Here is a 25,912-nt window from a genome sequence, read left to right on the forward strand (position 1 = left end):
GATTATTCTACAATTGCCAGTACGTCCCCTTCATTTACAAAATCACCTTCCGCAACTTTCAGCTCTTTTATGGTACCTGCCTCTTCAGCAGCTATAGGAATTTCCATCTTCATAGATTCAAGAATAACAACGTCTTGATCCTCTTCTACTTGATCCCCTTCCGCTACAACAATTTTCCATACGTTACCAGCCATATTTGCAGTTATTTCCATAATTAATTCCTCCTTAGTTTTTGGTCAATGATGGTAAATAATGTTCCTCAACAAATGCAGTTGTCGTGTTACCTTTTTTGAATGGTTCACTATCTACGATATTAAGTAGCATTGAAATATTTGTTTTTATTCCTTCCACCTTATACTCAAGTAAAGCTTGTTTTAATAAATCAATAGCATCATCTCTAGTATTCCCTTTTACTATTAACTTTCCAATCATTGGATCATAAAATGGAGTTACATCGTACTCGCTTGTTACTGCGATTTCGTTTCGCACTGATTCTCCTTTTGGTAACTCCAGTTTTGATATATGGCCAGGTGATGGAAAAAATGAAACAGGGTCTTCTGCATAGATACGCACCTCTATAGCGTGTCCATCTATTTCTAACTCATGTTGTTCTATGTTAAGTCTTTCATTATTCGCAATGGCAAACTGTGCTTCCACAATATCTGTCCCTGTAATTTCCTCCGTTATCGGGTGTTCCACTTGAATTCTGGTGTTCATCTCCAAAAAGTAATAATTTTCATTTTGATCCACAAGAAATTCTATTGTACCCGCATTTGTATAGCCTAATGTTTTTGCTGCCTTTACTGCAGCACTTCCCATTTCTTCCCTCGTTCTCTCAGAGATAAATGTAGAAGGGGCTTCCTCAATCACTTTTTGGTTCCTTCGTTGAATGGAACAATCTCTCTCAAAAAGGTGGACAACGTTTCCATGATGATCTGCTAAAACCTGAATTTCTATGTGCCTGGCATTCTCGATTTTCTTTTCCATAAACATTGCCCCGTTACCAAAGAAAGTTAGTGCTCGCTTGGAATTACTTTCAAATGCTTTTGTTAACTCTTTATCAGAACGCACAACCTGCATTCCAATCCCACCACCTCCGGCTGTTGCCTTAAGCATAATCGGATAACCAATTTGCCCTGCAACTTCCAGTGCTTCTTCAACAGATGGCACGGCCTCACTGGTGCCAGGGACAACCGGAACACCAGCCTTCTGCATTTCTTTACGTGCAGCAATTTTGTCTCCCATTTGCTTTATAATTTGACTAGAAGGACCAATAAATATTATTCCTTCCTTATTACAAGCTTCCGCAAAGTCTCCATTTTCACTTAAAAAGCCGTACCCTGGATGTATTGCATCCACTTTTGCTTCTTTGGCAATAGAAAATATTCTTTCCGTATTTAAGTAACTCTCATTTACCCTAGGGGGTCCAATTAAATAGCTCTCATCAGCCATGGAGACATATGGAGCTTTTTGATCAACTTCAGAGTATACAGCTACTGTTAAAATATCTAATTTCTTACAACTACGAATGATACGTGCAGCTATTTCACCACGATTTGCTATTAAAACTTTTTTAATCATACGCTCTCTCTCCTATTACTGAAATTGTTTAACAGCTAGTTCTTTTAATTTAAATTTTTGGATCTTCCCACTAGCAGTCATTGGATATTCATTCACAAATTGAATATACTTCGGTATTTTATGATGAGAGATATTTCCTTTGCAAAATGACTTAATATCTTGAACGGTGGTAGTTATGCCTTTCTTTAGAATGACCCAGGCCACTATTTCTTCCCCATATTTCTCATCAGGAATACCGGTTACCTGAACATCAAGAATAGCTGGATGCTGATACAGAAATTCTTCGATCTCACGGGGATAAACATTTTCTCCTCCCCGAATAATCATATCCTTCATGCGCCCTGTGATCTCCAAATAACCATTATCATACAATACGGCGAGATCCCCAGTATGAAGCCACCCTTCATCATCAATTGCTTCTTTTGTTGCAGAAAGATTATTATAATAACCTTTCATAACATGATAGCCTCTTGTCAACAATTCACCTGGTACGCCCGTTTCCTGCTCTTGCTTCGTTCCAGGTATAACAACTCTAACCTCGACATTAGGATGTGGTTTACCTACTGAGCCTACCTTCAGCTCAATGGGATCATCTGCTCTGGTTTGGGTTATTACCGGTGATGACTCCGTTTGCCCATAAGCAATCGTAATTTCTTTTGCACCCATTTCATTCATAACCTTTGTCATCACTTCCATTGGACAAGTTGAGCCAGCCATGATACCTGTACGTAAATGAGTTAGATCGTAAGTGTTGAAACTTGGATGATTTAATTCTGCAATAAACATTGTCGGTACACCATGAAGGGCAGTACATTTTTCATTATCTACAGCTTGGAGTACCTTTTCAGCATCAAATTGCTCGAGAATTACCATGGTTGCACCCTTCGACACTGCAGCCAGTACCCCAAGTACACAGCCAAAGCAGTGAAAAAATGGGACGGGAATACATAATCTGTCTATATTTGTTAGCTTCATACAATCTGCAATCTGGTTACCATTATTAACGATATTATAATGTGTCAGCATGACGCCTTTTGGAAATCCTGTGGTGCCAGATGTATATTGCATATTGATTACTTCGTCATGATTCAAAGAAGATTGTCTAAGGTGGAGTTCTTCGTCGGTAATTTTATCTGCATTCCTTAAAACTTCATCCCAGTTATAAGCGAATGAATAAGTAGTCTCACCAATAATAATGATATTTTTTAGCCGCGGAAGCTTTTTGGAATGTAAATTTCCTTTTTCTGCTGTAGAGAATTCAGGGCAAACCTTCTTTAAGATGTCAATATAAGATGTTCCCTTGTAACTCTCTGCCATAATTAAAGTCGTAGCATCAGATTGTTTTAAGAGATATTCCAGCTCTTTTGCTTGATAGTTTGTGTTAACGGTTACAAGTACAGCACCCATTTTACCTGTTGCAAATTGGGAAGTAAGCCATTCAGGTTTATTATCAGACCATATAGCAACATGTTCATCCTTTTTGATACCGAGAGCCATCAACCCTTTTGCAGCTTTATCAACCATCTCATTAAATTCACTATATGTTTTTCTCATATTTAGTTCTGGATAGATCACTGCTTCCTGGTCTGGATACAAATTCACTTGTTCTTCTAATAATTCACCAACGGTTATTTTTCTTAGAGACATGAATTTACTCCTTCCATAGTTATTCTAACACCCTAGCTGTCTAGCAATAACTAATCTTTGAACTTCTGAAGTACCTTCCCCGATTTCCAATAGTTTGGCATCCCGCAAATACCTTTCAACCTCATATTCTCTCATGTAGCCATAGCCTCCATGTATTTGTATCGCTTGATTCGCTGATCTGAAGGCTGTTTCTGTAGCATAAAGTTTTGCATATGCTGCCTCTTTGCTAAAGGGTTTATGATTATCCTTCAGCCATGCTGCTTTATGTACCATATTCCTTGCCAGTTCAACCTCCATTGACATATCTGCAAGTTTAAATTGTATAGCTTGAAAGCTGGAAATTGGTTTTCCGAATTGCTTACGTTCCTTTGCATAGGTCAATGCTTTATCCAATGATCCTTGAGCGATACCAAGGCCTAAAGCTGCAATAGAAATACGTCCTCCATCAAGTGTATGAAGAAATTGCTTAAAACCTTTTTCAGGATCCCCTAATAAATTCTTTTTAGGCACACGTACATTTGTTAAGACAATTTCTGCTGTGTCTGAACCCCTTACGCCCATTTTATCGTAATTACTTGTAATCTTTATCCCTTCACAATCTGTAGGAACGATAATCGCCGATATAATATTTTTACCTTTTTCGTTTTTTCCTGTTACAGCTGTAACAATCACAGTCTTTGCAAAGCTGGCATTAGTAATAAAACATTTCTCGCCATTGATTACATAGTCATCTCCATCCTCCACTGCAGTAGTCTTCGTTCCCCCTGCATCTGAACCGGCATTCGGCTCTGTTAATCCAAAAGCTCCTAGCGCTTTGCCCTCTGCTAAAGGGGTTAAAAACTCTTTTTTTTGCTCTTCTGTGCCAAAGTAATAAATTGGACTGGCACCAAGCGATACTGCAGCCGCATAGCTTAAGCCGGTGCTTCCGCATACCCTGCCTATTTCTTCTACAGCAAGCGCATACGATAACGTATCCCCACCAGATCCACCATATTCCCCCGGAAAAGGTATTCCCATTAACCCAAGCTCGCCTAATTGATCAAATATATCTTTTGGAAATTCTGCTTTCGTATCAATCTCAATTGCTCTTGGACGAATAACTTCTTCAGCAAAGTCACGAACCATCTTTTTAATCATTGCCTGTTCTTTTGTTAACTCAAAATTCATGTCAAGCCTCCTATTAGACCGACTAGTTGGTCTGTTTTGGTTAAAAATTTAGCTTACTCATGCGGATTATTTCATTAACAATTCCTTGTATTTGCCACTTGTGATAGTTTCAGATTCCAATACGGCATGTAGAATTAAATCAACAAATATATTACTTATGTCATCAATGGTTCTAAATCCACCTTGGTGATACCATTTATATGTCCAATTGACCATTCCTAATATTGCCATTCCAGTAATATCAACCTGAAGATCTGATCTGAATTCTCCTTGTTCCTTCCCTTCATAAAGCGCTTTCATAATAATGTTTTTAAATTGATCTCTTTTCTTTTTAATTAATATTTCGTATTCCTCATTCAAATAAATATTTTCCTGATAAAAAACAGAGATATGTGGTTTGTAAATGTCAAATACTTTTACAAAGTCATGGATAATGGCTTGGAGCTTCTTGGTTGGTGAGTCATGCATGTCGTTCGCTTTTGTTGCCTTCTCCAAAGCATAAGATATGAATGTGTCGTGGATAACATATAGTAGTTCATCTTTTGTTTTAAAGTGATGATAAAATCCACCTTTTGATGTGCCGACATCTTCCACAATTTGATTTACAGTGACACCATGGTAGCCTTGTTTTTCGAATAAAAGTAAAGCAGACTGGATAATTTTTTGACGTAATTCCGTTCTAATCCCTCCTTTTACGCATTATAAAAAGTTTACCATATTTTTCTGAATACATAAAGTATTTTAACAAGAAAAGTTAATTGCTTTGCTATCCTTTTAATTTAAAGCTTAGGAGACAGTCTCTTTCGTATACAAATCATTAGATTAGGCTGAGGAGCCGGACTTGGGTTCACTAGCAAAGAACTTAACTTATTAATGCAAAAGTTTTTTAAGTTCTTTTGCAAATATTAAGGTACAAACGTTATCTCTTACATTCATAGTAGGAGGAAACTACGAACTAAAGTATATCTTATTTTATGGAAGCGGAAGGACCCATTGATTTCCGCTGCAGGGGGACGCTTTCGCTCCAATCAATTTATATCTGCTTTAAAATTTTAAATGCCGAGTAGGCTTTTCACTTGTACTTGAAGATGTTAAGCAAGCTTTTTCCACTTAATGCTAAAGCCATAATTGCTGAAAAAGTATAATTAAGCCCAGTATTTTCCGTAGCGGTGGTGTAACCAGATTCATTATTTCAGCGAGCTTTCCTGCACAAAAAGCTAATTTAAAATCTTAATCAAGTTAGTTCGCAGTTTATAAATTTTCTGAATCATTAAATAACCCCAATATATTATAATCAAAAATAGTCTTACTTTAAATAAAAACCGAACTTGTTCGAATCTATTTAAATTAGAAGTCGAATCAGTTCGGTTTTATGGTTGTAGGTAGCAACAATCTTTAATTATTTAATTCTTCAAATGGTTTGTAATAGTTAGCTTTTTTCCATACTTCCTTTACTTCTCCATGCTGGTCAGTATCTATAACAAATGATCCATTACTATATCGATCACTTAACGGTAGCTCCAATGGAAAAACAGTATGTTTTTCTCCGTTTTCCGTTTGGAAACATAATGAGTCATTATCATCTACAACTAATAGGCCTACAAGGGAATGTGGTTTGTTTTTTAATTCGCGTAGCATTACGAGGCCTCGTTTAGCACGACTTGTTTTCTCAAAATCTTTCAAATTCATTCGCTTGCAAGCCCCTCGTTGAGTTATTAATACAAGCGATGGTTCAGATAAATCATCAAAAACCTGCCCACTTATTACTTTTTCATTGTCTCTTAGTTGTATTGCTTTTACTCCTGCAGCCCGCTGACCGACTACAGAAATTTCCTCCTCATGATACCAAAGCCCATAGCCCTTATCGGATGCTACAAATATATCTGCATGACCATTCGTTCTGCAAACCTGCACTACTTCATCATTATTTCTTACGTTTAGAGCAATTAACGCTTTTGAATATCTTTGAGCATCATACAGTTGTAATTCACTACGTTTTACCATTCCATTTCTAGTAAAGAAGACAAGATAATTATCCTTTTCAAAGTCTCTCACCGGAAGACACTGAATAATACGTTCATCTTGATCAATAGAAGCGATATTTGAAACATGTTGGCCTATATCTTTCCATCTAATGTCTGGAAGTTCATGAACTGGTATAGAAAGATATTTACCTTTATTTGTAAAGAGCAGGATTTTATCTGTTGTGTTCATTTCTATCAAACCTACGAGATGATCTTCATCTTTCATGGCAAAATCTTCCCCATTGGAAGCAGCATATGAACGAAGACTTGTCCTTTTAATATAGCCGTCTCTGGTAGTTGACACTAGCACGTCCTCACTTGCTACCATGACCTCAATATTTATTTTTAGTTCCTCGATCTGCTCTTCTATTACAGTACGTCTTCTATCTGAATACTGTTTCTTTAGCTGTCTTAGATCCTTCTTAATTGATTGAAATAGTTTATTCTCACTTTGTAGCATGGATTCGTATTCAGCTATCTTTTTTCGAAGCTCGTCTGCTTCTTTCTCAAGTGAGGTTATATCTGTATTCGTTAAGCGATATAATTGAAGCATAACTATAGCTTCAGCCTGCGCTTCTGTAAAGTCATATTTCGCTATAATTTGTTTCTTTGCATCTTGTTTATCCTTTGATGAGCGAATAGTAGCAATCAATTCATCTAATATAGAAATAGCTTTAATTAAGCCTTCTACAATGTGGGCACGGTCTTTAGCTTTCCTCAAGTCAAAGTTAATTTGCCTTGTGACTACTTCTTTCTGATGAAGTATATACGCATCCAAAATGTTAGGTAATGATAATAGCTTCGGTGTTTTGTCCTGAATGGCTACCATATTAAAATGGTATGTAACCTGAAGATCTGTATTTTTAAATAGATAATTCAGTATACCTGCACTGTTTGCATCTTTTTTCAACTCAATCACAATGCGTAAACCAGTACGGTCCGTTTCGTCACGTACTTCAGCAATCCCTTCCACTTTTCGATCAATACGCAATTCATCAATTTTCTTAACCATATTTGCTTTGTTCACTTCAAATGGAATTTCATCTATAATGATTTGCTGTCGATTTCCACGAACATCCTCAACTTTTGTTTTGCCTCGAACTATTATCTTACCTCTACCTGTTTCATAAGCTTTTTTGATGCCTTCAACACCTTGAATAATTCCACCAGTAGGAAAGTCTGGTCCACTGATAACTTTCATTAATTGGTCTACTGTTGCTTCAGGTTTATCGATCTTCATAATGACAGCATCTATAACCTCACCAAGATTATGTGGAGGAATATCTGTTGCATAGCCTGCTGAAATACCTGTGGAACCATTGACAAGCAAATTAGGAAATTTAGCAGGGAGAACTACTGGTTCTGCATCCGTATCATCAAAGTTTGGAATGAAATCAACAGTTTCTTTATCAATGTCCCGTAAAAGTTCGGAAGCGATACTTGAAAGTCTGGCCTCCGTATAACGCATAGCTGCAGGCGGATCACCGTCAATACTACCGTTATTTCCGTGCATTTCAATTAAGAGATTCCTCATCTTCCAGTCTTGACTAAGACGAACCATTGCCTCATACACGGAGGAGTCTCCATGTGGATGGTAATTACCTATTACTGTTCCAACTGTTTTTGCAGACTTACGAAAATTTTTATCGTGTGTATTTCTTTCTTCATGCATTGCATACAAAATACGGCGTTGCACCGGTTTTAGCCCATCACGAGCATCTGGCAGCGCACGATCTTGAATTATATATTTACTATACCTTCCAAATCTGTCACCAATAACTTCTTCTAGTGGAAGGTCTAAAAATGTTTCTGGTTGTGACAAACCAACCCCCCCTTACTATTATACGTATTATATTTCTGTATGAATTTTATCATTATCCAAAATATTTGCGTCGTCTTCCAAACCAAAAGCAACATTACCTTCGATCCATTTTCTTCTCGGCTCTACTTTATCGCCCATCAATGTAGTTACCCTTCGTTCGGCCCTAGCTAGGTCTTCTAATGTTACACGGATTAACGTACGTGTTTCAGGGTTCATTGTCGTTTCCCACAATTGATCTGCATTCATCTCACCAAGACCTTTATATCGTTGAATAACATATCCGCTCTTAAATTCTTTAAGCGCTTTTTTCATTTCTTCTTCTTCCCAAGCATATTTAATTTGTTCTTTCTTTCCTTTTCCCTTGGAGATTTTATAAAGCGGAGGCAAGGCAATATATATTTTACCATTCTCAACTAATGGACGCATATATCGATAAAAGAATGTTAATAACAGTACTTGAATATGTGCTCCATCCGTATCTGCGTCTGTCATAATAATAATTTTATCATATTGTGCATCTTCCAAATCAAAATCACCACCGACACCTGCGCCGATCGTGTGAATGATAGTTGAAATCTCTTCATTTTTAAATACATCCTGCAGCTTAGCCTTTTCTGTATTGATAACTTTTCCCCGTAAAGGTAACACAGCCTGAAACTTCCTGTCTCTCCCTTGTTTTGCGGAACCACCAGCAGAATCACCCTCAACTAAGTAAAGTTCATTTTTCTTAGGGTTTTTTGATTGTGCAGGGGTTAGTTTTCCACTTAGCATGGTATCTTTTCTGCGCTTCTTTTTTCCGGTTCTAGCTTCTTCACGTGCCTTTCTTGCCGCTTCACGTGCCTCTTTAGCTTTTATGGATTTTTTGATCAAAAGTCCTGCAACCTCTGGATTTTCTTCCAGGAAATAGGATAGCTTTTCGGACACTACTCCATCTACTGCTGAGCGTGCTTCGGTCGTCCCCAGTTTTCCTTTTGTTTGGCCTTCAAATTGCAGGCTTTCTTCGGGAACACGGACAGAGACAATAGCAGTAAGCCCCTCCCTTATATCTGTTCCTTCCAGGTTTTTTTCTTTTTCTTTTAGTAAATTTGCTCTCCTGGCGTAATCGTTAAATGTCCTTGTTATTGCTGTACGAGCACCTGATTCATGAGTTCCGCCATCTCTTGTACGTACATGATTCACAAAAGAGAGCATACTTTCTGCATATCCGTCATTAAACTGAAATGCAAAATCAACTTCTATCCCTTGGGCTTCACCCTCGAAAGAGACAACGGGATGTAAATCATCTTTTTCTTCATTCAAGTAATTTACAAAGGACTCTAATCCATCAGGGAATTCGTATGATACATGCATTTCATGTCGTAAATCATTTAATTCAATATGAAGGCCTTTAAGTAAAAATGCAGCCTCGCGCAGTCGCTCTGATAAGGTTTCGAAGTCATACACAGTGGCAGAAAATATTGCTGGATCAGGTTTAAAATGAATTGTAGTACCTTTCTTTCTTGTACTTCCTTTTTTTTCTAAGGAACTTACTGGCTTTCCTCCATTTTCAAATCGCTGAAAATAAGTATTACCATCCCTATGAATAGTTACCTCTAACCATTCGGATAATGCATTTACTACAGAAGCGCCAACTCCATGTAGCCCACCACTGGTCTTGTAACCACCTTGTCCAAACTTTCCACCAGCATGCAAAATGGTAAATATAACCTCTGTTGTCGGTTTTCCTGTGCTATGCATACCTGTTGGAATTCCACGGCCATTATCTTCTACTGAGATACTATTATCCTTATGTACAGTAACTTTTATAACATTGCCATATCCTGCCAATGCCTCATCGACCGCATTGTCCACGATCTCGAATACTAAATGATGCAATCCGCGCATGTCCGTGCTTCCAATATACATACCGGGTCTTTTTCGAACTGCTTCTAAACCCTCAAGTACTTGGATAGACTCATCATTATAACTAACTGGTTTCTTTGCCAAGATATCATCTACTCCTTTTTATTTAAGCAGGGGTCCATCATTTCAATAATAATTTTCTTGTTTATAACATAATAGAACAAATGTTTGCATTTGTAAATATGATTGATTATCACTAAGCTTCATTACAGGCATGCTATTAAGTATACTATACATGAAAATGGCTTGTATAGAAGGAAAAAGCAATGAATTCTCTTATAAAATTAAATTCCGCTTTCTATAAAAGTGAATAGAACAAATTAGAACAGGATGAGTTTAAGCCAAAAATACATATTCTCCATAAGTTCTACTGGTTAGTTTTGGAAGAATAATAAAGGGATGACATTAATGTCACCCCAAAAACTTTTATTTTCCTACTAATACAGCATGTAATACTTTTATACACATATCCATGATTACCGTAAAATCTCTTTCTGTCAAATAATCATATGCTTCCTCGTTTACAATTCCCTGCTGTGCCCAAAATACACGACAATCTATATTAGCTGCTTCTTTCGCAATACCAGGTAAAAATTCTGGTCTTCTAAAAACATTAATGATATCCACTTTTTCAGGAATATCTGTTAAAGAAGAATATGCCTTTTCCCCCAATACTTCGTCTACAGTAGGATTTACTGGAATAACTCGATAACCTTCTTCTTGCATGATCTTAGAAATCTGGTAGGATGTTCTACCCGGATTATCTGACAAACCAACAACTGCAATTGTTTTTGCTGTTTCCAGAATTTCTTTTATCGTTTCCCTGGAAGGATTCTCCCAACTCATAATATGCCTCCTTCTAATTATCAAGCAGATTTTTGTTTATTAAGAAGTCTTTAGCTACCTTACTAGGAGATTGATCGTCATAATCTACTTTGTAATTCATCTCTCTCATCTCTTCATCACTGATCTTACCAGCAAGTTGATTTAATATTTCTTTTAATTCAGGATATTTATCAAGTGTCTCATTTCTCATTAATGGAGCACCTTGATATGGAGGAAAGAGATTCTTAGGATCTTTTAGAGTTACTAAGTCTAATTCTATCATATAACTATCTGTGGCATAAGCATCGATAATATCCACATTACCGTTTGCAAGCGCATCTTGTCTAATACCAGGCTCCATCGTTTTCACTTGTGCAATATCCAGATTGTACACGTCTTGCATTCCGACATAACCGTCGTATCTATCTTTAAACTCAAGTGTAAATCCGGCTGTGATTTGGTCTTCAATTTGCTTTAGGTCTCCTATTTCTTTCAAATTGTATTTATCTGCTAATTCTTTAGTCGTAGCTACAGCATATGTGTTATTAAATTTCATTGGTTGCAGAAAAGCCATATCATATTGTTGGCCCATTCCTTCTTTTGCTTGTTGATACACTTCTTTGGGATCATTACTATTTGCCTCTGATTCCATATGTGTAACAATAGCCGTCCCGGTAAATTCAGGATAAATATCTATACTCCCGTTCTTTAAAGCTGTAAAAACAAATGCGGTTTTACCAAGACCAGGCTCAAGCTTCACAGATAAGTCAGATTCTTCCTCAATCAAATGCTTGTACATATTAATTAATATAGCAGGTTCAGAGCCTAATTTACCACCAATTACAATATCTGCTTTTTTAGTACTATCTAAAAAGAAAGGAGTGGTTACAACAATAACTGCTATTATGAGCATGGCAATAAATGCTTTAAAGCCTGCTTTTTTTGAAACATGTTCAAACCCTCTTAAAATGAAATCGAGCGCAATTGCAAGCAATGCAGCAGGAATGGCGCCTAACAATATTAAGTTAACATCTGCTCCGCGGTCAATACCCAACAAAATAAGTTCTCCCAGGCCACCTGCCCCGATTAAAGCAGCGATTGTTGTAGTTCCAACAATCAGAACCATAGACGTTCTAATACCGGCCATAATGACAGGCATAGCTATAGGGAGTTCAACTTTCGTAAGCCGTTTGAATGAATTCATACCCATTCCCGTGGCAGCTTCAGTTAAAGCCGCATCTACTTCATTAATACCAGTATACGTGTTCCTTAGAATAGGCAATAGCCCATATGCTGTCAATGCTATAATTGCAGGTGTGGTACCTATTCCGAAAAAAGGAATCAGAAATGCCAGTACAGCGAGACTCGGTATTGTTTGCATAATAGCCGATACACCAATAATAGGCTCGGCAACTTTTCTATACCTTGTCAGAATAATTCCAAGGGGGACTGCAATAATTATGGCGATAACCAATGATAGCAGAGAAATTTGCAAATGCTCCCAAATTGTTTCTATAAGCATATCTTGTCTACTTTGAAATACGGAAATGAATTCATTCATGAGTGAATCACTCCGTTTTCTACTTTGGTTTTACTTTTTAAATAATTGACAATCAACTTATAGCTTAATACACCAACCAACTTATTGCCATTTAGCACAGGAAGCTTTTCTTTTGATTGAAGAGCTTCTGTGGCCTTGTATAAAGGAATGTTATTATCCAAAGTTTCCCCGTCGATTAGTTTTCCGTACTGAAGGGTACCTAAATAAGTACCATTTTCCTCTATAACAAAATAAATTTTCTGTTCATCATATTCTCCTTTTTTATATAGTTCCTGAGAGAGTACGACCTCATCATCCGGAACAGCTATTACATCAACAGCTGTTTGCCAAGGAGATTTGCGCTCCCCAATAAAATCTTTTACAAAGTCAGTAGCCGGGTAAAGAATGAGGTTCTGAGGAGTGTCTACTTGAACAATTTCTCCGCCCTTCATTAAACAAACTTTATCTCCTAAAGCCATCGCTTCATCAATATCATGAGTAACAAACAGAATTGTTTTTTTAATTTCCTTTTGTAATTTGCGAATATCATCTTGTAACTGTTCCCTGCTTATCGGATCAAGCGCACTAAATGGTTCGTCCATTAAAATAATGTCTGGATCTGCTGCAAGTGCCCTAATAACGCCTATTCGTTGTTGCTGCCCTCCGGAAAGTTCCTGAGGCATTCGCTTTTTGAAAGTGGAAGGATCTAAACCAACCATTTGCAAAAGTTCATCAGCTCTCTTATCAACATCCTTGCGTTTCCATTTTTTCATCTCAGGCACCACAGAGATATTTTCTCCTATCGTCATGTGAGGAAACAAGGCAATCTGTTGCAAAACGTAACCTATATTCCATCGTAACTCGTGGATGTTATACTTTTTAATATTTTTATTATTTATGTATATGTCTCCTAAAGTAGGTTCAATTAAACGATTGACCATTTTCATCGTAGTTGTTTTGCCACAACCACTTGGCCCGATAAGAGTTACTATTTCTCCTTCTTCAATATGTAATGAAAAATCTTTTACTGCTTCTGTTCCATCTGAATAAGTTTTATTCACTTTTTTAAACTCAATCATAATCTTCTTCCCTTCTTTAGGGTTACTTTTTCTATTTATTCACATACCCTTTTTCTTTGATGTAAAACCTTTCAAATATTTTCGTGGAATTTATAGTACTTTCTAACCCATCTTCATGCTAAAATATATACTATACCCTTGGACAATACTCAAGAAAGTGGGAATTACAATGGAATACATATTATTTGCAATTATTGCATATCTTTTAGGTTCTATCCCTTCCGCACTAGTGGTAGGAAAATTAGGATATAATATTGATATCCGCCAACATGGAAGTGGAAATCTAGGAGCTACGAATACATTCCGTGTGTTGGGAATGAAAGCCGGTATAATAGTTACCTTGTCCGATATTCTAAAAGGGACTGCTGCCACATTGCTGCCACTGTTAGCAGACGCAGATGTGTATCGCTTAATCATTGGCTTATTCGCAGTTTTGGGACATACCTATCCTATTTTCGCACGGTTTAAAGGGGGAAAGGCCGTTGCTACGTCAGCAGGGATTATTTTAGGAATTAATCCTTTACTGTTTGCTATTATGATTGCAACCTTTTTGATAACACTATATATATCAAAATATGTCTCTTTATCATCTATGATAACAGGAATTGTTACAATTATTGTTTCCTCATTATTTAAAGATATTGGTCTTATTATTGTAACCTCTATCTTAACTATTTTTGTATTTTACCGTCATAAAGCGAACATTAAACGAATTAAAGATAAAACAGAACCAAAAATCACTTGGATGTAATGAAAGCATTCAAACTAAAAAATTGAATAAAACCTTTACGTACAGTATACTTTGACTATCTACACAGAGAAAGGGGACCATGTTATGGGCAACACAAAGACATTCCCGTCAAGAAAATTACCAAACAAAAAAGAACGCCATAAATTATTTGGTTCTGTGACTCCTGTCCTAAAAACAAAACCAGTCGAAAAAAGTGAAATGGCAGATTTACAGAACACAAAAAAAGACTTTTTATTTGATCTGGATGCTGTTGGTGTAGCCAATGTGAAGCATCCTGTTACAATATACAGTAAGCTTGAACCACATGTACAAACTAGTGTAGGGGAAATTCAATTCACTTCCAGCCTAAAAAACACGAGTAAAGGAACTAATATGAGCCGCTTTACTGAACAGCTGGCTTATTACCATGAGAAGGGTTTTACAGCAGAATTCTCTACACTAAAGCAGTTTGTGAAAGAACTGACAGAACGCCTGGAGCAATCCGATGCCACCATAGAAATGGAGTTTCCTTGGTTTTATGAACGAAAAGGCCCCCAAACTGAGCTTGCAGGAATGAATCATGCTAATGTGGCCATGCGGGTGACCTATGATCAACATACTGGATTTTCGTTAGGTGCATCTCTATCCGTATTTGTGACTACACTTTGCCCATGTTCTAAAGAGATAAGTGAATATAGTGCACATAACCAGCGTGGAGAGGTTTCCATTGACGTTGAACTGGACGAGTTGGAGGCTGTTAATGTCGATGATTGGAAGCAAATGTTGCTTGAGGCCGCTGAAAGTAATGCTAGTTCCAGACTGCACCCTGTTCTTAAGCGTCCAGATGAAAAAATGGTTACAGAACAAGCATATGAGAATCCTCGCTTTGTAGAGGATATGGTTCGTTTAGTAGCTGCTGATCTATACGAAATGGATCTGGTAACTAAATTTAAAGTCCAGTGTCGTAATGAAGAATCTATTCATATGCATGATGCCATCGCATCAATAACTTATGATAAAAACAACATGACTTTTCCATCGTGAGGTTGAATGAAATGAAATTTTTATTTATAGGATTAGTAAAATTTTATCGGTCAGCCATCAGCCCTTTCACACCAGCATCATGTCGCTTTTATCCTTCCTGCTCAGCATACAGCTTAGAAGCTTTTCAGCGATTTGGCACATGGAAAGGACTTTTTTTAACAATAAAGAGGATTAGTAAATGTCATCCATTTCACTCAGGTGGCGTAGACCTTGTACCAGAAAAAAAGAAAAATAAATAAACTTCATTTAAAAGAGCTAAACAAATGGAATATACTCCTTGTTTAGCTCTTTTACCTGATGCTAGAATACCTATCAAAGGTGAAATCTATTTAATTGCTCCCTTTGCCCTTCTTTTGTTAAAACTTCTTTCTGTTTTTCACCAAATAAATCATAATGTGGATAGTTTTTATCCATATGTATCCATTCAGGTAGTAAACAGTATTCTCTCCCCCATAAAATCAGTTTTTCGACGTCCCGGCAACCAACCTTTGTAACGGTGAAGCAGCCTGGAAAACGCTTATCCATCCAATAGTGAGTTAAAATAGCTATTTTTCCATTAGAAACTTCTCTTTTCCATGCCAATAATTCGTTTTTTTTCACACCGAAAGCCATTTTCATTCTCCCTTTAACTGTTTTTGATATGCTTCATGCCAATCGGGAAAGGTTTTTTTTAAAGATAATGGACGGAAATTCTCTTTATTAACTATTACGTGCTCTGTAGTTCCTTCTACTGAAACTACTCCATCACCATCGTAAATTCTATAACCATACACAGTTCGTATTCCTGTATATTTTTCAAGCCATGTTTCTACCATGGCTTGCTCTCCGTACCGAATGGGTTTAATAAACTTTATTTTTGCATCCGTTACCGGTGAGACTACATTATACTTCTCCATATCAGCATATTTAAAACCTAGCTCTTCAATATATTTAGTTCTGCCAATCTCAAACCAAACTAAATAGTTTGCATGATAAACGACGCCCATTTGGTCTGTTTCCTGGTATCTTACCTCAACAGGTGTTCTTACTTTTAGCATTCTGATCCCCCTCATATTAATACATTGCTTATCGTAACATATTTTCTATTAAATCGCTTTTTACTTAACTAGGAAAGAAGGAAAGATAAAATAAAAAAATTGTTGCTCTATAGTGTGGAAGTCCACTCCGAAAAAAAGAAATCCGAACCACGATTCATTAATAGTACGAATCGGTTCGGATATTCAATGTATAAAAATTTTTTTGTCACAGCCTCTTTATACATTAATCATTATTATAGTTGTATTCGTCCTTAATCTCTGCTCTCATTCCTTTAATCGATTGTTCACGACGCTTATTTTTTTCCTGAATTTTTTGTTTCTCTTCTCCAGAGCTAAATTTCATTGTCTCATGCGCTTCCTCTATATTTTCAATTGTGTCTTGCACCATGCTTTGTAATTTTTCCACGTTATCACTTCGGTCATCTGGTTTTGGTTTGTAGTCTTTAGACAATGTATATTCTCCTTTCGATTTAACTAAAGTTATTATTTGTTTATGGAAAATGCTTATACATAAAAAACCCTTCCATTTTCTAACGGAAGAGTTTTCTCTTTCTTACTTTTTGTATACGGTTTTATGCATTCTTTGTTCCCATTTACGCTCCAATTGTTCCATGAGCATCTTGTCCTTTAGAATATGTTGTCGATTCTCGGCTAAAAGTTCTTCAAAAGTTACTTTTCGTTTCAAAGAAATGGCAATTCACTCCTTTTAAATAAAAGTATTGCCACTTCTTAGAAAATATATAACATCTTACTCTAAAGACTCTAATGTTTCTTGCATAAATTCATAAGACATTGGCCCTACTTTTCTCTCTTTCTGAATTTTACCATCTGTACCAATAAAATAAGTAGTAGGGACTGTAAAGGCTTTATATGTTTCGCCTACCTGAGAATTTTTATCAAGTAAAATCGGATATGTATAATTGTACTTATCGATAAATTCCTTAACATCTGATTCCTTGGTTTCGGATCCAGTTAAATTAACCGCAATAATGTTAATCTTATCTCCAAAGTCTTCGTGGATTTTTTGCATTTCTGGCATTTCTTCACGACAAGGTGGACACCAGGTTGCCCAAAAATTCAAAATAACCTTTTCACCACGTAAGTCGGATAATTTAAGCTTTTTTCCTCCCAAAGTTTCTAGTTCGAAATTTGGGGCCATTTGACCAGGTTCAAGTCCTGCGCTCTCAGGAGGTGCAATCATTCCGCCCTTTGATTCTTTTATATCACCTGTCGATCCGTCTTTATTTTCCTGAAGTATATTAAAGACTACAATACCAATTAAGACAAAAAGCAATGCTGTTCCTAACCATTTTTTTAACATGTTATAAGCTCCTTACACATTATATAATGTAAATGGTAGACCGATTAAAGTTTTTTGTAAAGTATAAAACCAATTGTTCTAAAAAAGTTCATTAGACAGTATGTTAATTGCTTTCTTTATAAAAAAGATCTATTGGAAATGCTGGAAGATTTATCTCTCTTACGATTCAATAAATAATCTAATATATATTTAGAACGCAATTAAATAAATCCCTTCTTCCATAAGGTATGGTAGAAGGGATTTATCGTTATAAATTAAACTTCAAGTTTGTTACGTAAAACCATTTGTAAGATGCCACCATGGCGGTAATAATCGATCTCTACGTCACTATCAAATCGAGCAACTGCATCAAATGTAGTTGTTTTACCATCTTCACTCACAGCAGTAACTTTTACTAGGTCATGTGGTTTTACATCTTCATTAACTTCAACTGTAAAGCTCTCTTTTCCAGTTAAGCCTAACTTATCAGCACTGTCGCCTTTTGCAAACTGTAAAGGCAGAACTCCCATCATTACAAGGTTGGAACGATGAATACGTTCAAAGCTTTCAGCAATAACAGTTTTAATACCTAACAAGTTAGTACCTTTTGCTGCCCAGTCACGAGATGATCCCATGCCATAATCTTTTCCACCAATTACAATCAAGCCTGTTCCATCCTGTTGATACTTCATGGCAGCATCGTATATTGGCATAACATCTTCTGTTGGCCAATATGTTGTATATCCGCCCTCTGTACCTGGAGCTAGAAGGTTACGGATACGAATATTAGCGAACGTACCACGCATCATAACTTCATGGTTACCTCGGCGTGACCCATAGGAGTTAAAGTTTCTTGGAGAAACTCCTTTATCTTGAAGATATTTTCCTGCAGGCATATCTTTGGCAATTGCTCCAGCAGGTGAAATATGGTCAGTTGTTACAGAGTCACCAAACTTCCCAATAGCTCTTAAGTTGGTCAATGGTTGAACCGTACCTGCATTTTTGCCAAGCCCTTCAAAGAATGGTGGGTTCTGAATGTAAGTAGAATCCGCATCCCACTCAAATAAAGGCTCATCAGTTGTATTGATCTCATTCCATTTTTCATTAGATTGGAAAACATTCTCATATTCTTTTCGGAATATTTCAGGTGTTACAACCTTTTCTACTTGATCCTTGATCTCTTCCATTGTTGGCCAGATATCATTCATATAAACTGCATTTCCATCTTTATCTTTGCCAAGTGGCTCTTTAGAAAGGTCGACATCGACTGTCCCAGCTAATGCGTATGCAACTACTAGTGGTGGAGATGCAAGGTAATTAGCTTTTACAAGTGGATGGATACGCCCTTCAAAGTTTCGGTTACCAGATAAAACAGAAGAAACAGTAAGGTCACTTTTCATAATTGCCTGTTCAATTTCTTCACGTAATGGTCCAGAGTTACCAATACACGTAGTACACCCATACCCTACTAAGTTAAAGCCAAGTTGGTCAAGGAAAGGCATTAGTCCAGAATCCTCAAGGTAACGTGTAACAACCTTTGAACCAGGTGCTAAAGATGTTTTTACATAGTCTGGTACCTGTAAGCCTTTTTCTACTGCTTTTTTAGCTAGCAATCCAGCTCCAAGCATAACGTACGGGTTGGAAGTGTTTGTACAAGAAGTGATAGCTGCAATTGCTAGAGCTCCTGTTTTCATTACGGAAGTACTTCCGTTTGGATGTTCCACAGTTACCTCTTTATCAAATTCAGATTTATCCATACCAAACCCTTGGTTACCTTCTGGAGCAGTAATTGCTTTGTTGAACTCTTTCTTCATATTAGATAAAGCAATCAAATCTTGCGGACGTTTTGGACCGGAGAGATTAGGTTCCAATTCAGATAGATTAATCTCAACTAACTCCGTATATTCCGGATCTTCCTGATCTGCAGAATACCACAAGTCATTTGCCTTACAATATTGTTCTACTAAATCAATTTGCTCTTTGTCACGACCGGTTAGGCGTAAATAGTTTAACGACTCTTCATCCACCGGGAAGAAACCACAAGTAGCTCCATACTCTGGTGCCATGTTGGAAATAGTAGCACGGTCAGCAAGTGGCATATCTTTTAATCCAGGTCCAAAGTATTCAACGAACTTACCAACAACATTTTTCTCACGTAGGACTTGAGTAACCTTCAATGCTAAGTCAGTTGCTGTCGTACCATTTGGGAAGCTCCCAGTAAATTTAACTCCAATAACTTCCGGAGCTGGGAAATATGATGGCTGACCAAGCATGCCTGCTTCTGCTTCGATACCGCCAACACCCCAACCAAGAACACCTAGTCCATTAATCATAGTTGTGTGGGAATCAGTACCTACTAGTGTGTCAGGGAAAGCATCATATTCTCCATTTTCATTTTCTAATCCGTGTACCACGTTAGCAATATACTCCAGGTTAACCTGGTGCACAATACCTGTTGCTGGTGGAACCGCACGATAGTTTTCAAATGCTTTTTGGGCCCAGTTTAAGAATTCATAACGCTCTGCGTTTCTCTCAAATTCTAAGTCCATGTTCGCTTTCAATGCATTTGGTGTACCATATTGATCAACTTGCACGGAATGGTCAATTACCAAATCTACAGGTACTTCCGGATTTATTTTGTCAGGTTCGCCACCCATATCGACCATTGCTTTTCTTAAGGATGCCAAATCAACTACAGCTGGAACTCCTGTAAAGTCCTGCAGAATTACCCTTGAAGGTTTAAAAGGTACATCAACACCTTTTCCTTCGTCTGTACCCCATTTAGACAGCCTTTGTACATGTTCATCTTTAATTTGATGCCCATCATGTTGGCGTACAAGTGACTCTAAAAGTACACGAATGGAAAAAGGTAAGCGTGAAACTTTACCTAATCCAGCTTCTTCTAATGCTTTTAAGTGATAATAGTTATACGTTTTCCCATTTAACTCAAACTGTTTTTTTGCATGAAACGTATTATTCGCTCCCATAATGCAAACCCCTTTCTTTCTTTTGTAGCAAGTTATATATCGTGTATAACCTAACTACATTTCAAACATTGAGCTTTTTCTACAATTCTTTTATTCTAGTATAGATAAAGCCTTCTTTTTCTATCTTATATGAAACATTAAAATAAAACAATGGTATAGACTCTGTCAATATATATTAAAATCTTATGTAAAGTGATAACAAATACTTATATGAAAACAGGACTTATAAAATAAATAGTTATAAATAAAATTGCAATTACTTTACCGGAAATATAATATGAAACGTACTTCCTCTATCTTTGTTTTGTGTGATATCCAAAATTGCATTATGCTGTGCCAATATTTGCTTTGAAATCATCAAGCCAAGACCAGTACCTGACTGTTTCGTTGTAAAAAACGGCTCTCCGATTTTATTTATAAGATCAGATGGTATATCTCCACCTTCATCAATGACACGAATAATTACGGATTCGTGATTTGCTTCCAATCTGATAACAATTGTTCCGGGTTGGTCCATCGCCTCAATTCCGTTTTTAACTAAGTTCAATATAACTTGTTTAATTTGTGATCGATCACAATATATAAATGCAGTTTCTTCACTTTCGAAACCTAATTGTATATCCTTCAATTTTGCTTGAGGCTTCATAAGCATTACTACATCTTCAATCATTTCATTAATAGCTTCTGTTTTTTTATTATCCGTTAAAGGCTTAGAAATAAATAATAGTTCAGAGGTTATAGATTCCATTTTTTCGATTTCTTCAAGCATAATTTGATAATATTCTTCTTTACTAGTTAGTCCTGCTTGTAACAATTGCAAAAATCCTTTTAAGGAGGTAAGTGGATTTCTAATTTCATGAGCAATTCCAGCAGCCAATTGTCCTGCAATTGACATTTTTTCGGATCTAATCATCATTTCTTCTGATTCTTTCTTATCTGTTACATCTTTGAGAGTAGATATAAAATAAACTTCGTCTTTATCTACTAATTTTTCTATTGTACACTCAAACATAATATAGATTCCCTTGTCATTTAACACATTAATTGAGAAAACCTGGGCAGGATCAGCATGATTAAAATTTTTTTTAATAAATAAGGCATCTGCAGCTGACGTTTTTTCATACCATTTTTCCCCTATCATCTTTTCAACAGAAAATCCTAATATTCTCTCTATTGATTCTGATAAGAAAATGAATCTACCATCCTTATTAAGAACCAGGATAATATCATAACTATTTTTATCCACCCAGGACAACATAGCTGGCGTTAATGATGATAATTCAGGAAAAATTTCATTATGAAGGTAACTATCCTCTTGATTCACAGCCCCGTCATTATCTGGTCTCATCTATATACCCCCTTCAATAGTGTCACTTCTAAACATTTTAACCCTATACGCTCTTAACTATATGATATCTTTCACTTATGTATGTCTCTTGTCTGTTAAACTTTTTACTATTATAATATAAATAGACCATTACTAATTATAACTTGTCAATTATTAGTAATATACTATAAGTACTAAAAAAAATAAAATTTACTTTTTGTGGTAATCAATTGAATTTTGTGAAAATAACGTATAATAATTAGAATAAGGGTGAAATTATGTCTGTGATTTTTGATTACTTAATTATAGCTTGGGGATTTATAATGATTGGTCTAATGGGAATTGGCGGCTTTTTTATGTTTCGTAAGTTTCTTAAGCGACTACCTAAAGAAGATGGCAAATCAATCATGGATTGGGAAGAATACTACATGGATAAGTCTAAACATATGTGGGAAGAGAATGAAAAAAAGTTGCTTGAAGAATTAGTTTCACCCGTGCCCGAATTATTTAGAGATGTAGCCAGACACAAAATAGCTAGTAAAATTGGAGAAGTTGCGCTCACTAAAAATATGAATAGAATTAATCAAGATGTATTAATTCAAGGATATATACTAGCCACTCCAAAGCGTGACCATAAGTTTTTACGCAATAAATTAGAACAGAAAAATATAGATGTTAAACCATACGAACAATTCTTTAGCCAATCTCAAAACGATTATTCAGCAGATTGGGATAAGCGATATAAAAAAAATTAGAGCGTCTAACCATTGGTTAGACGCTCTTTTTTGCTGAAGCGTTCATTTTCTTTTCTAATTTCATAAATTTTATTAACATAGCCAGCCTCCAAGTGACAATCATCCCAAATGCTAGCAGATAAAACATGCCACTCGTCTGCCCAAGAGAAATTGTACTTCCTATTGCTAGCTTAAATATGATACGAAATAACAACAGTCCAACTAATATAAAAACAAATGCTTTTGATGGGACTAAGTATATGGCGTTTTTACGAATTTCAAAGTTAGATGTTTTTATTAAGAATATGGAGCAGATAATACCAACTATGATTGCTTCTGCAAACTCTGAAAAAGTAACTCGAAACTCTGGAACTACAAACATTAGTGCACCTGTACTCATAAAAATAGGTGGCAGTATAATTTTTTTAACACTAGCCGGTTGCTTTGCGGCTTTTAGTCTTACAAAAATCATTGTGACAGCCATAAACGCTGCTACTATTGTACTTGCCACTAACCAAAACATCAAATCACTCTCTCTTGAGGCTTAATTACTTTTAAAACTGTTATGATTAATATGTAGAACTCTGTTCAATGTCTCTAGAACGCAATTTTCATTAAAGGGTTTAACTAAAAAGTCTTTTGCGCCGGATTCAATTGCTTCTACTACCACTTTTTGTTGATTCATTGCTGAACACATAATAATCTGAGCGTCAGAGTCAAATGTAATTATTTCTTTCAAGGATTCTATGCCGTTCATAACCGGCATAGTGATGTCCATGATAACAAGATCGGGCATCAGCTTCTTATACTGTTGAATTGCCTCTAGCCCATCATTAGCTTCTCCTACTACCTCGTGACCTGCCTCCGTTAATATAGAAGTTAAACTCATTCTTATGAATGCAGTATCATCTACTAATAATACTTGCCCCATTGTTATTTTGCTCCCTTCTACTGATCATTGGCAATGGTTAAAATAATTGTCATCATCACTCCGACCACAGTGAAATATACACCAATATCAAAGATCATAGCGGTTGCCAATTCAATTTCCCCAAAAATAGGCAAGTGAAAGTACCCAAATGTTTGAGATAAAAATGGCACATTAAAAATAAATGAGCCTAAACCTGTTCCGACTGCAAAAGACAGTCCAATAGGAATCAATAATGTGAAATTGATTGGAATAATTTTTTTCACAACTTCCATTCCGTAAGCCATATACATGAGAAGGATTGCTCCTGATGTCAGCAAACCGCCTACAAACCCTCCCCCTGGAGAGTTATGCCCCGCCAACAATAAATAAATAGCAAATCCGAGTAAGATAAATGCGATTAAAGATGTTGTTGTACGTAATACAAGATCATTCGGTTTATACATGTAAGCGTGCTCCTTTATCCTATATCTTCTTCCTATATTAATATACGACTATAATAAAATCCATTAAAAACCATAGAATCCAAACCAACCCGCCAAAAATGAAGTTAATTTATCCATCCAGTTAAAGAACAAAGCTACCCCCATAAAAATCATGACATATCCACCAATTTTCACAAGTTTCATGCTATGTTTTTTGAACCAGTTTAGTTTGCCGATAAAGAAAGCAAGTAGTAAAAAAGGTATTGAAAAGCCGAGAATGTAACTGATCATCATAATCATACCTGTATCTGGATTAGTTGCAGCCAGTGATAGCACAATTGCTAAAATAGGCCCTGTACAGGGAGTCCACCCAAGAGAAAACGCCATTCCAATTAAAAACGATCCAGCAAAACCAGCTGGTCTATTTTTAAAGGTAATTTTTTTATCTTTCATTAGGAATTTAAAATTTAATATCCCGACAATTACTAACCCAAAGAAAATGATTAGTATAGCTCCCACTTGCCGAATGATGTTCCTATACGTAAGTAAAAAATCAGAAACGTATGAGCTTAGGAATCCCATCATAATAAATACACTGGAAAAACCAATTAAAAAGAAAATAGTATGAAGAATAGCTTTTTTATTTAGCTTTTTATTCTCCTCTTTTATTTCGCTAACACTCATTCCTGTTATGTAAGATAGAAATGCAGGATATAAGGGCAGCACGCATGGTGATATAAAAGATAAAAAGCCTGCACCAAACGCTAAAAATATATTTATCTCTGCCATAGTATACCTCCTAAAGATCCTTATTTACAGTCTATCAGATAAAAAAATCAAGGTGTATATCGTTTTTGACAAATAAACGAAAATTTTTGGTTATTCTCAACGAAATGCATGGAATGCAAACACCCCTTGCTATTCATAGCAAGGGGCTTGGACCATGGATAAGAGAATTAGTGCTTTATTTTCCTGTCTGATTATTCATAGCACGCATCATTTGATTAATTTTCTTCTGTGATGGTTTCTGCCCCATCTGCATCATTAACGTACGAAGCATTTGCTCATTAATAGGTGGATTCTTTTTTAAATAGCTCATCATATATTTTCTGGCAATGAAAAATCCAAGAGCAACACCAACAATTAATGCTGCAATAGCAATTAATACGACCCAAATAGTGCTCATGTCAAGCTTTCCTCCTTCGTGTTGTCTCTTATACAGTATAGTAAATCAAAGAAAGGAATACAATACTTGTTCACTCTCATTTCCATGATTACTAGTAATTACAGGAGAAATCCATCCAAAGTTATTCACATTTCTACCTGTGATAAACAAATTGCTATGGAAACTTCTTAGCATAGGAAATAATATTTCTTCTGCATCCTGCAAAGAATTACAACGAAATTTTAATTGTTTTTCATCCATATGTAAAGAAATATAAGTCTTTTTTTGATGAATGATTAGTTGTGAGCCATTAAATTGTAACATAAAAGTCTTATTATAGTAGTTTTTTATATGTGAAATTAAATGTGATTTAGGAAAGGAACGTGTAATATAATTAAACTGTTTTTGTAAAATATCGTTTGATAGATCGTTTCTATAATCTTTAAAAAAATGATATAATAAATTACTTTTGTGGAAATAATGTGCTGCAACCTCTTCTTTTATCCAGTAGATAGAATAAGCATCCATTTTATCTCCCCCTTTATATAATCTATTATACGCATTAAATTTCAGAATAATGTCACATTGTAACGCAAAATAACACTTGTTTTGTCGATGAGAAGTATATTAGTTCGATTCTCAAGTTTT

Annotated in this window: 27 protein-coding genes; 4 read left to right on the forward strand and 23 right to left on the reverse strand. The window is 36.1% G+C overall.

Annotated elements, in window-relative coordinates; translation table 11 throughout:
* Positions 1-2: 2 nt before the first annotated feature.
* The 10 genes from BME96_RS10255 to BME96_RS10300 form a co-directional block, all read right to left on the reverse strand.
* Complete coding sequence (locus tag BME96_RS10255) at positions 3-212, reverse strand: acetyl-CoA carboxylase biotin carboxyl carrier protein subunit (protein ID WP_019378460.1); 210 nt, start codon at positions 210-212, stop codon at positions 3-5.
* Between the two features lie 13 nt (positions 213-225).
* Positions 226-1,581, reverse strand: coding sequence for an acetyl-CoA carboxylase biotin carboxylase subunit (locus tag BME96_RS10260; RefSeq protein ID WP_071649026.1), 1,356 nt, complete (start codon positions 1,579-1,581; stop codon positions 226-228).
* A 15-nt stretch (positions 1,582-1,596) separates the two neighbouring features.
* Positions 1,597-3,228, reverse strand: a complete 1,632-nt coding sequence (locus BME96_RS10265) for an AMP-binding protein (RefSeq protein WP_071649027.1) — start codon at positions 3,226-3,228, stop codon at positions 1,597-1,599.
* A 24-nt stretch (positions 3,229-3,252) separates the two neighbouring features.
* Positions 3,253-4,395 (reverse strand): acyl-CoA dehydrogenase family protein, encoded by a 1,143-nt coding sequence (locus tag BME96_RS10270; RefSeq protein WP_019378463.1) that lies wholly within the window; start codon positions 4,393-4,395, stop codon positions 3,253-3,255.
* 66 nt (positions 4,396-4,461) lie between these two features.
* On the reverse strand, positions 4,462-5,079 hold the full coding sequence (locus tag BME96_RS10275) for a TetR/AcrR family transcriptional regulator (RefSeq protein WP_026041472.1): 618 nt from the start codon (positions 5,077-5,079) through the stop codon (positions 4,462-4,464).
* A gap of 711 nt (positions 5,080-5,790) precedes the next feature.
* Positions 5,791-8,241: a DNA topoisomerase IV subunit A gene (gene parC / locus BME96_RS10280; protein WP_071649028.1), complete on the reverse strand. Its 2,451-nt coding sequence runs from the start codon at positions 8,239-8,241 to the stop codon at positions 5,791-5,793.
* 27 nt (positions 8,242-8,268) lie between these two features.
* Positions 8,269-10,227, reverse strand: a complete 1,959-nt coding sequence (parE, locus tag BME96_RS10285) for a DNA topoisomerase IV subunit B (protein ID WP_019378466.1) — start codon at positions 10,225-10,227, stop codon at positions 8,269-8,271.
* Between the two features lie 342 nt (positions 10,228-10,569).
* Positions 10,570-10,989, reverse strand: coding sequence for a CoA-binding protein (locus BME96_RS10290; RefSeq protein ID WP_019378467.1), 420 nt, complete (start codon positions 10,987-10,989; stop codon positions 10,570-10,572).
* Between the two features lie 13 nt (positions 10,990-11,002).
* Positions 11,003-12,529 (reverse strand): ABC transporter permease/substrate-binding protein, encoded by a 1,527-nt coding sequence (locus tag BME96_RS10295; RefSeq protein WP_071649029.1) that lies wholly within the window; start codon positions 12,527-12,529, stop codon positions 11,003-11,005.
* Entirely contained in the window at positions 12,526-13,587 is a 1,062-nt protein-coding gene (locus BME96_RS10300; protein WP_071649030.1) for an ABC transporter ATP-binding protein, read from the reverse strand. Before BME96_RS10300 ends, BME96_RS10295 begins: the two co-directional genes overlap by 4 nt.
* Before the next feature lie 169 nt (positions 13,588-13,756).
* Here BME96_RS10300 and plsY point away from each other — a divergent pair, with 169 nt between their 5' ends.
* The 3 genes from plsY (at position 13,757) to yidD (ending at position 15,600) form a co-directional block, all read left to right on the forward strand.
* Positions 13,757-14,338, forward strand: a complete 582-nt coding sequence (plsY, locus tag BME96_RS10305; RefSeq protein WP_019378470.1) for a glycerol-3-phosphate 1-O-acyltransferase PlsY — start codon at positions 13,757-13,759, stop codon at positions 14,336-14,338.
* 84 nt (positions 14,339-14,422) lie between these two features.
* Positions 14,423-15,361 (forward strand): GTP cyclohydrolase FolE2, encoded by a 939-nt coding sequence (folE2, locus tag BME96_RS10310; RefSeq protein WP_019378471.1) that lies wholly within the window; start codon positions 14,423-14,425, stop codon positions 15,359-15,361.
* An 11-nt stretch (positions 15,362-15,372) separates the two neighbouring features.
* Positions 15,373-15,600 carry a membrane protein insertion efficiency factor YidD gene (gene yidD, locus BME96_RS10315; RefSeq protein WP_019378472.1) on the forward strand — a complete coding sequence of 76 codons (228 nt, stop codon included), beginning with the start codon at positions 15,373-15,375 and terminating at the stop codon, positions 15,598-15,600.
* 73 nt (positions 15,601-15,673) lie between these two features.
* Here yidD and BME96_RS10320 read toward each other — a convergent pair whose 3' ends face one another.
* From BME96_RS10320 to BME96_RS10350, 7 genes are all read right to left on the reverse strand, one after another.
* Positions 15,674-15,973: a hypothetical protein gene (locus BME96_RS10320; protein ID WP_071649031.1), complete on the reverse strand. Its 300-nt coding sequence runs from the start codon at positions 15,971-15,973 to the stop codon at positions 15,674-15,676.
* A 2-nt stretch (positions 15,974-15,975) separates the two neighbouring features.
* Entirely contained in the window at positions 15,976-16,398 is a 423-nt protein-coding gene (locus BME96_RS10325; RefSeq protein ID WP_071649032.1) for an acyl-CoA thioesterase, read from the reverse strand.
* Positions 16,399-16,621: 223 nt separating this feature from the next.
* Positions 16,622-16,849: a small acid-soluble spore protein Tlp gene (gene tlp, locus BME96_RS10330; RefSeq protein WP_060681233.1), complete on the reverse strand. Its 228-nt coding sequence runs from the start codon at positions 16,847-16,849 to the stop codon at positions 16,622-16,624.
* A 102-nt stretch (positions 16,850-16,951) separates the two neighbouring features.
* Positions 16,952-17,083, reverse strand: a complete 132-nt coding sequence (locus BME96_RS10335; protein WP_019378476.1) for an FbpB family small basic protein — start codon at positions 17,081-17,083, stop codon at positions 16,952-16,954.
* Between the two features lie 63 nt (positions 17,084-17,146).
* Complete coding sequence (locus tag BME96_RS10340; RefSeq protein ID WP_071649034.1) at positions 17,147-17,719, reverse strand: peroxiredoxin family protein; 573 nt, start codon at positions 17,717-17,719, stop codon at positions 17,147-17,149.
* A gap of 254 nt (positions 17,720-17,973) precedes the next feature.
* On the reverse strand, positions 17,974-20,685 hold the full coding sequence (gene acnA, locus BME96_RS10345) for an aconitate hydratase AcnA (RefSeq protein ID WP_071649035.1): 2,712 nt from the start codon (positions 20,683-20,685) through the stop codon (positions 17,974-17,976).
* Between the two features lie 256 nt (positions 20,686-20,941).
* Positions 20,942-22,033 (reverse strand): ATP-binding protein, encoded by a 1,092-nt coding sequence (locus BME96_RS10350; protein ID WP_071649036.1) that lies wholly within the window; start codon positions 22,031-22,033, stop codon positions 20,942-20,944.
* Between the two features lie 257 nt (positions 22,034-22,290).
* Between BME96_RS10350 and BME96_RS10355 the strand changes: the two genes are divergently transcribed.
* Positions 22,291-22,767, forward strand: coding sequence for a DUF2621 family protein (locus BME96_RS10355; protein WP_071649037.1), 477 nt, complete (start codon positions 22,291-22,293; stop codon positions 22,765-22,767).
* Between the two features lie 16 nt (positions 22,768-22,783).
* Here BME96_RS10355 and BME96_RS10360 read toward each other — a convergent pair whose 3' ends face one another.
* The 6 genes from BME96_RS10360 to sirA form a co-directional block, all read right to left on the reverse strand.
* Complete coding sequence (locus BME96_RS10360; protein WP_019378481.1) at positions 22,784-23,269, reverse strand: CcdC family protein; 486 nt, start codon at positions 23,267-23,269, stop codon at positions 22,784-22,786.
* 21 nt (positions 23,270-23,290) lie between these two features.
* Positions 23,291-23,677 carry a response regulator gene (locus tag BME96_RS10365; RefSeq protein WP_019378482.1) on the reverse strand — a complete coding sequence of 129 codons (387 nt, stop codon included), beginning with the start codon at positions 23,675-23,677 and terminating at the stop codon, positions 23,291-23,293.
* 17 nt (positions 23,678-23,694) lie between these two features.
* Positions 23,695-24,120: a Na(+)/H(+) antiporter subunit B gene (locus BME96_RS10370; protein ID WP_060681229.1), complete on the reverse strand. Its 426-nt coding sequence runs from the start codon at positions 24,118-24,120 to the stop codon at positions 23,695-23,697.
* Positions 24,121-24,183: 63 nt separating this feature from the next.
* Complete coding sequence (locus tag BME96_RS10375) at positions 24,184-24,888, reverse strand: cytochrome c biogenesis CcdA family protein (protein WP_019378484.1); 705 nt, start codon at positions 24,886-24,888, stop codon at positions 24,184-24,186.
* A 175-nt stretch (positions 24,889-25,063) separates the two neighbouring features.
* Positions 25,064-25,285, reverse strand: a complete 222-nt coding sequence (locus tag BME96_RS10380) for a YneF family protein (RefSeq protein WP_019378485.1) — start codon at positions 25,283-25,285, stop codon at positions 25,064-25,066.
* A 45-nt stretch (positions 25,286-25,330) separates the two neighbouring features.
* On the reverse strand, positions 25,331-25,792 hold the full coding sequence (gene sirA, locus BME96_RS10385) for a sporulation inhibitor of replication protein SirA (protein ID WP_019378486.1): 462 nt from the start codon (positions 25,790-25,792) through the stop codon (positions 25,331-25,333).
* Positions 25,793-25,912: the final 120 nt, after the last annotated feature.

The sequence above is a fragment of the Virgibacillus halodenitrificans genome (genome assembly GCF_001878675.1).
Classification (GTDB): Bacteria; Bacillota; Bacilli; order Bacillales; family Amphibacillaceae; genus Virgibacillus_Q; species Virgibacillus_Q halodenitrificans.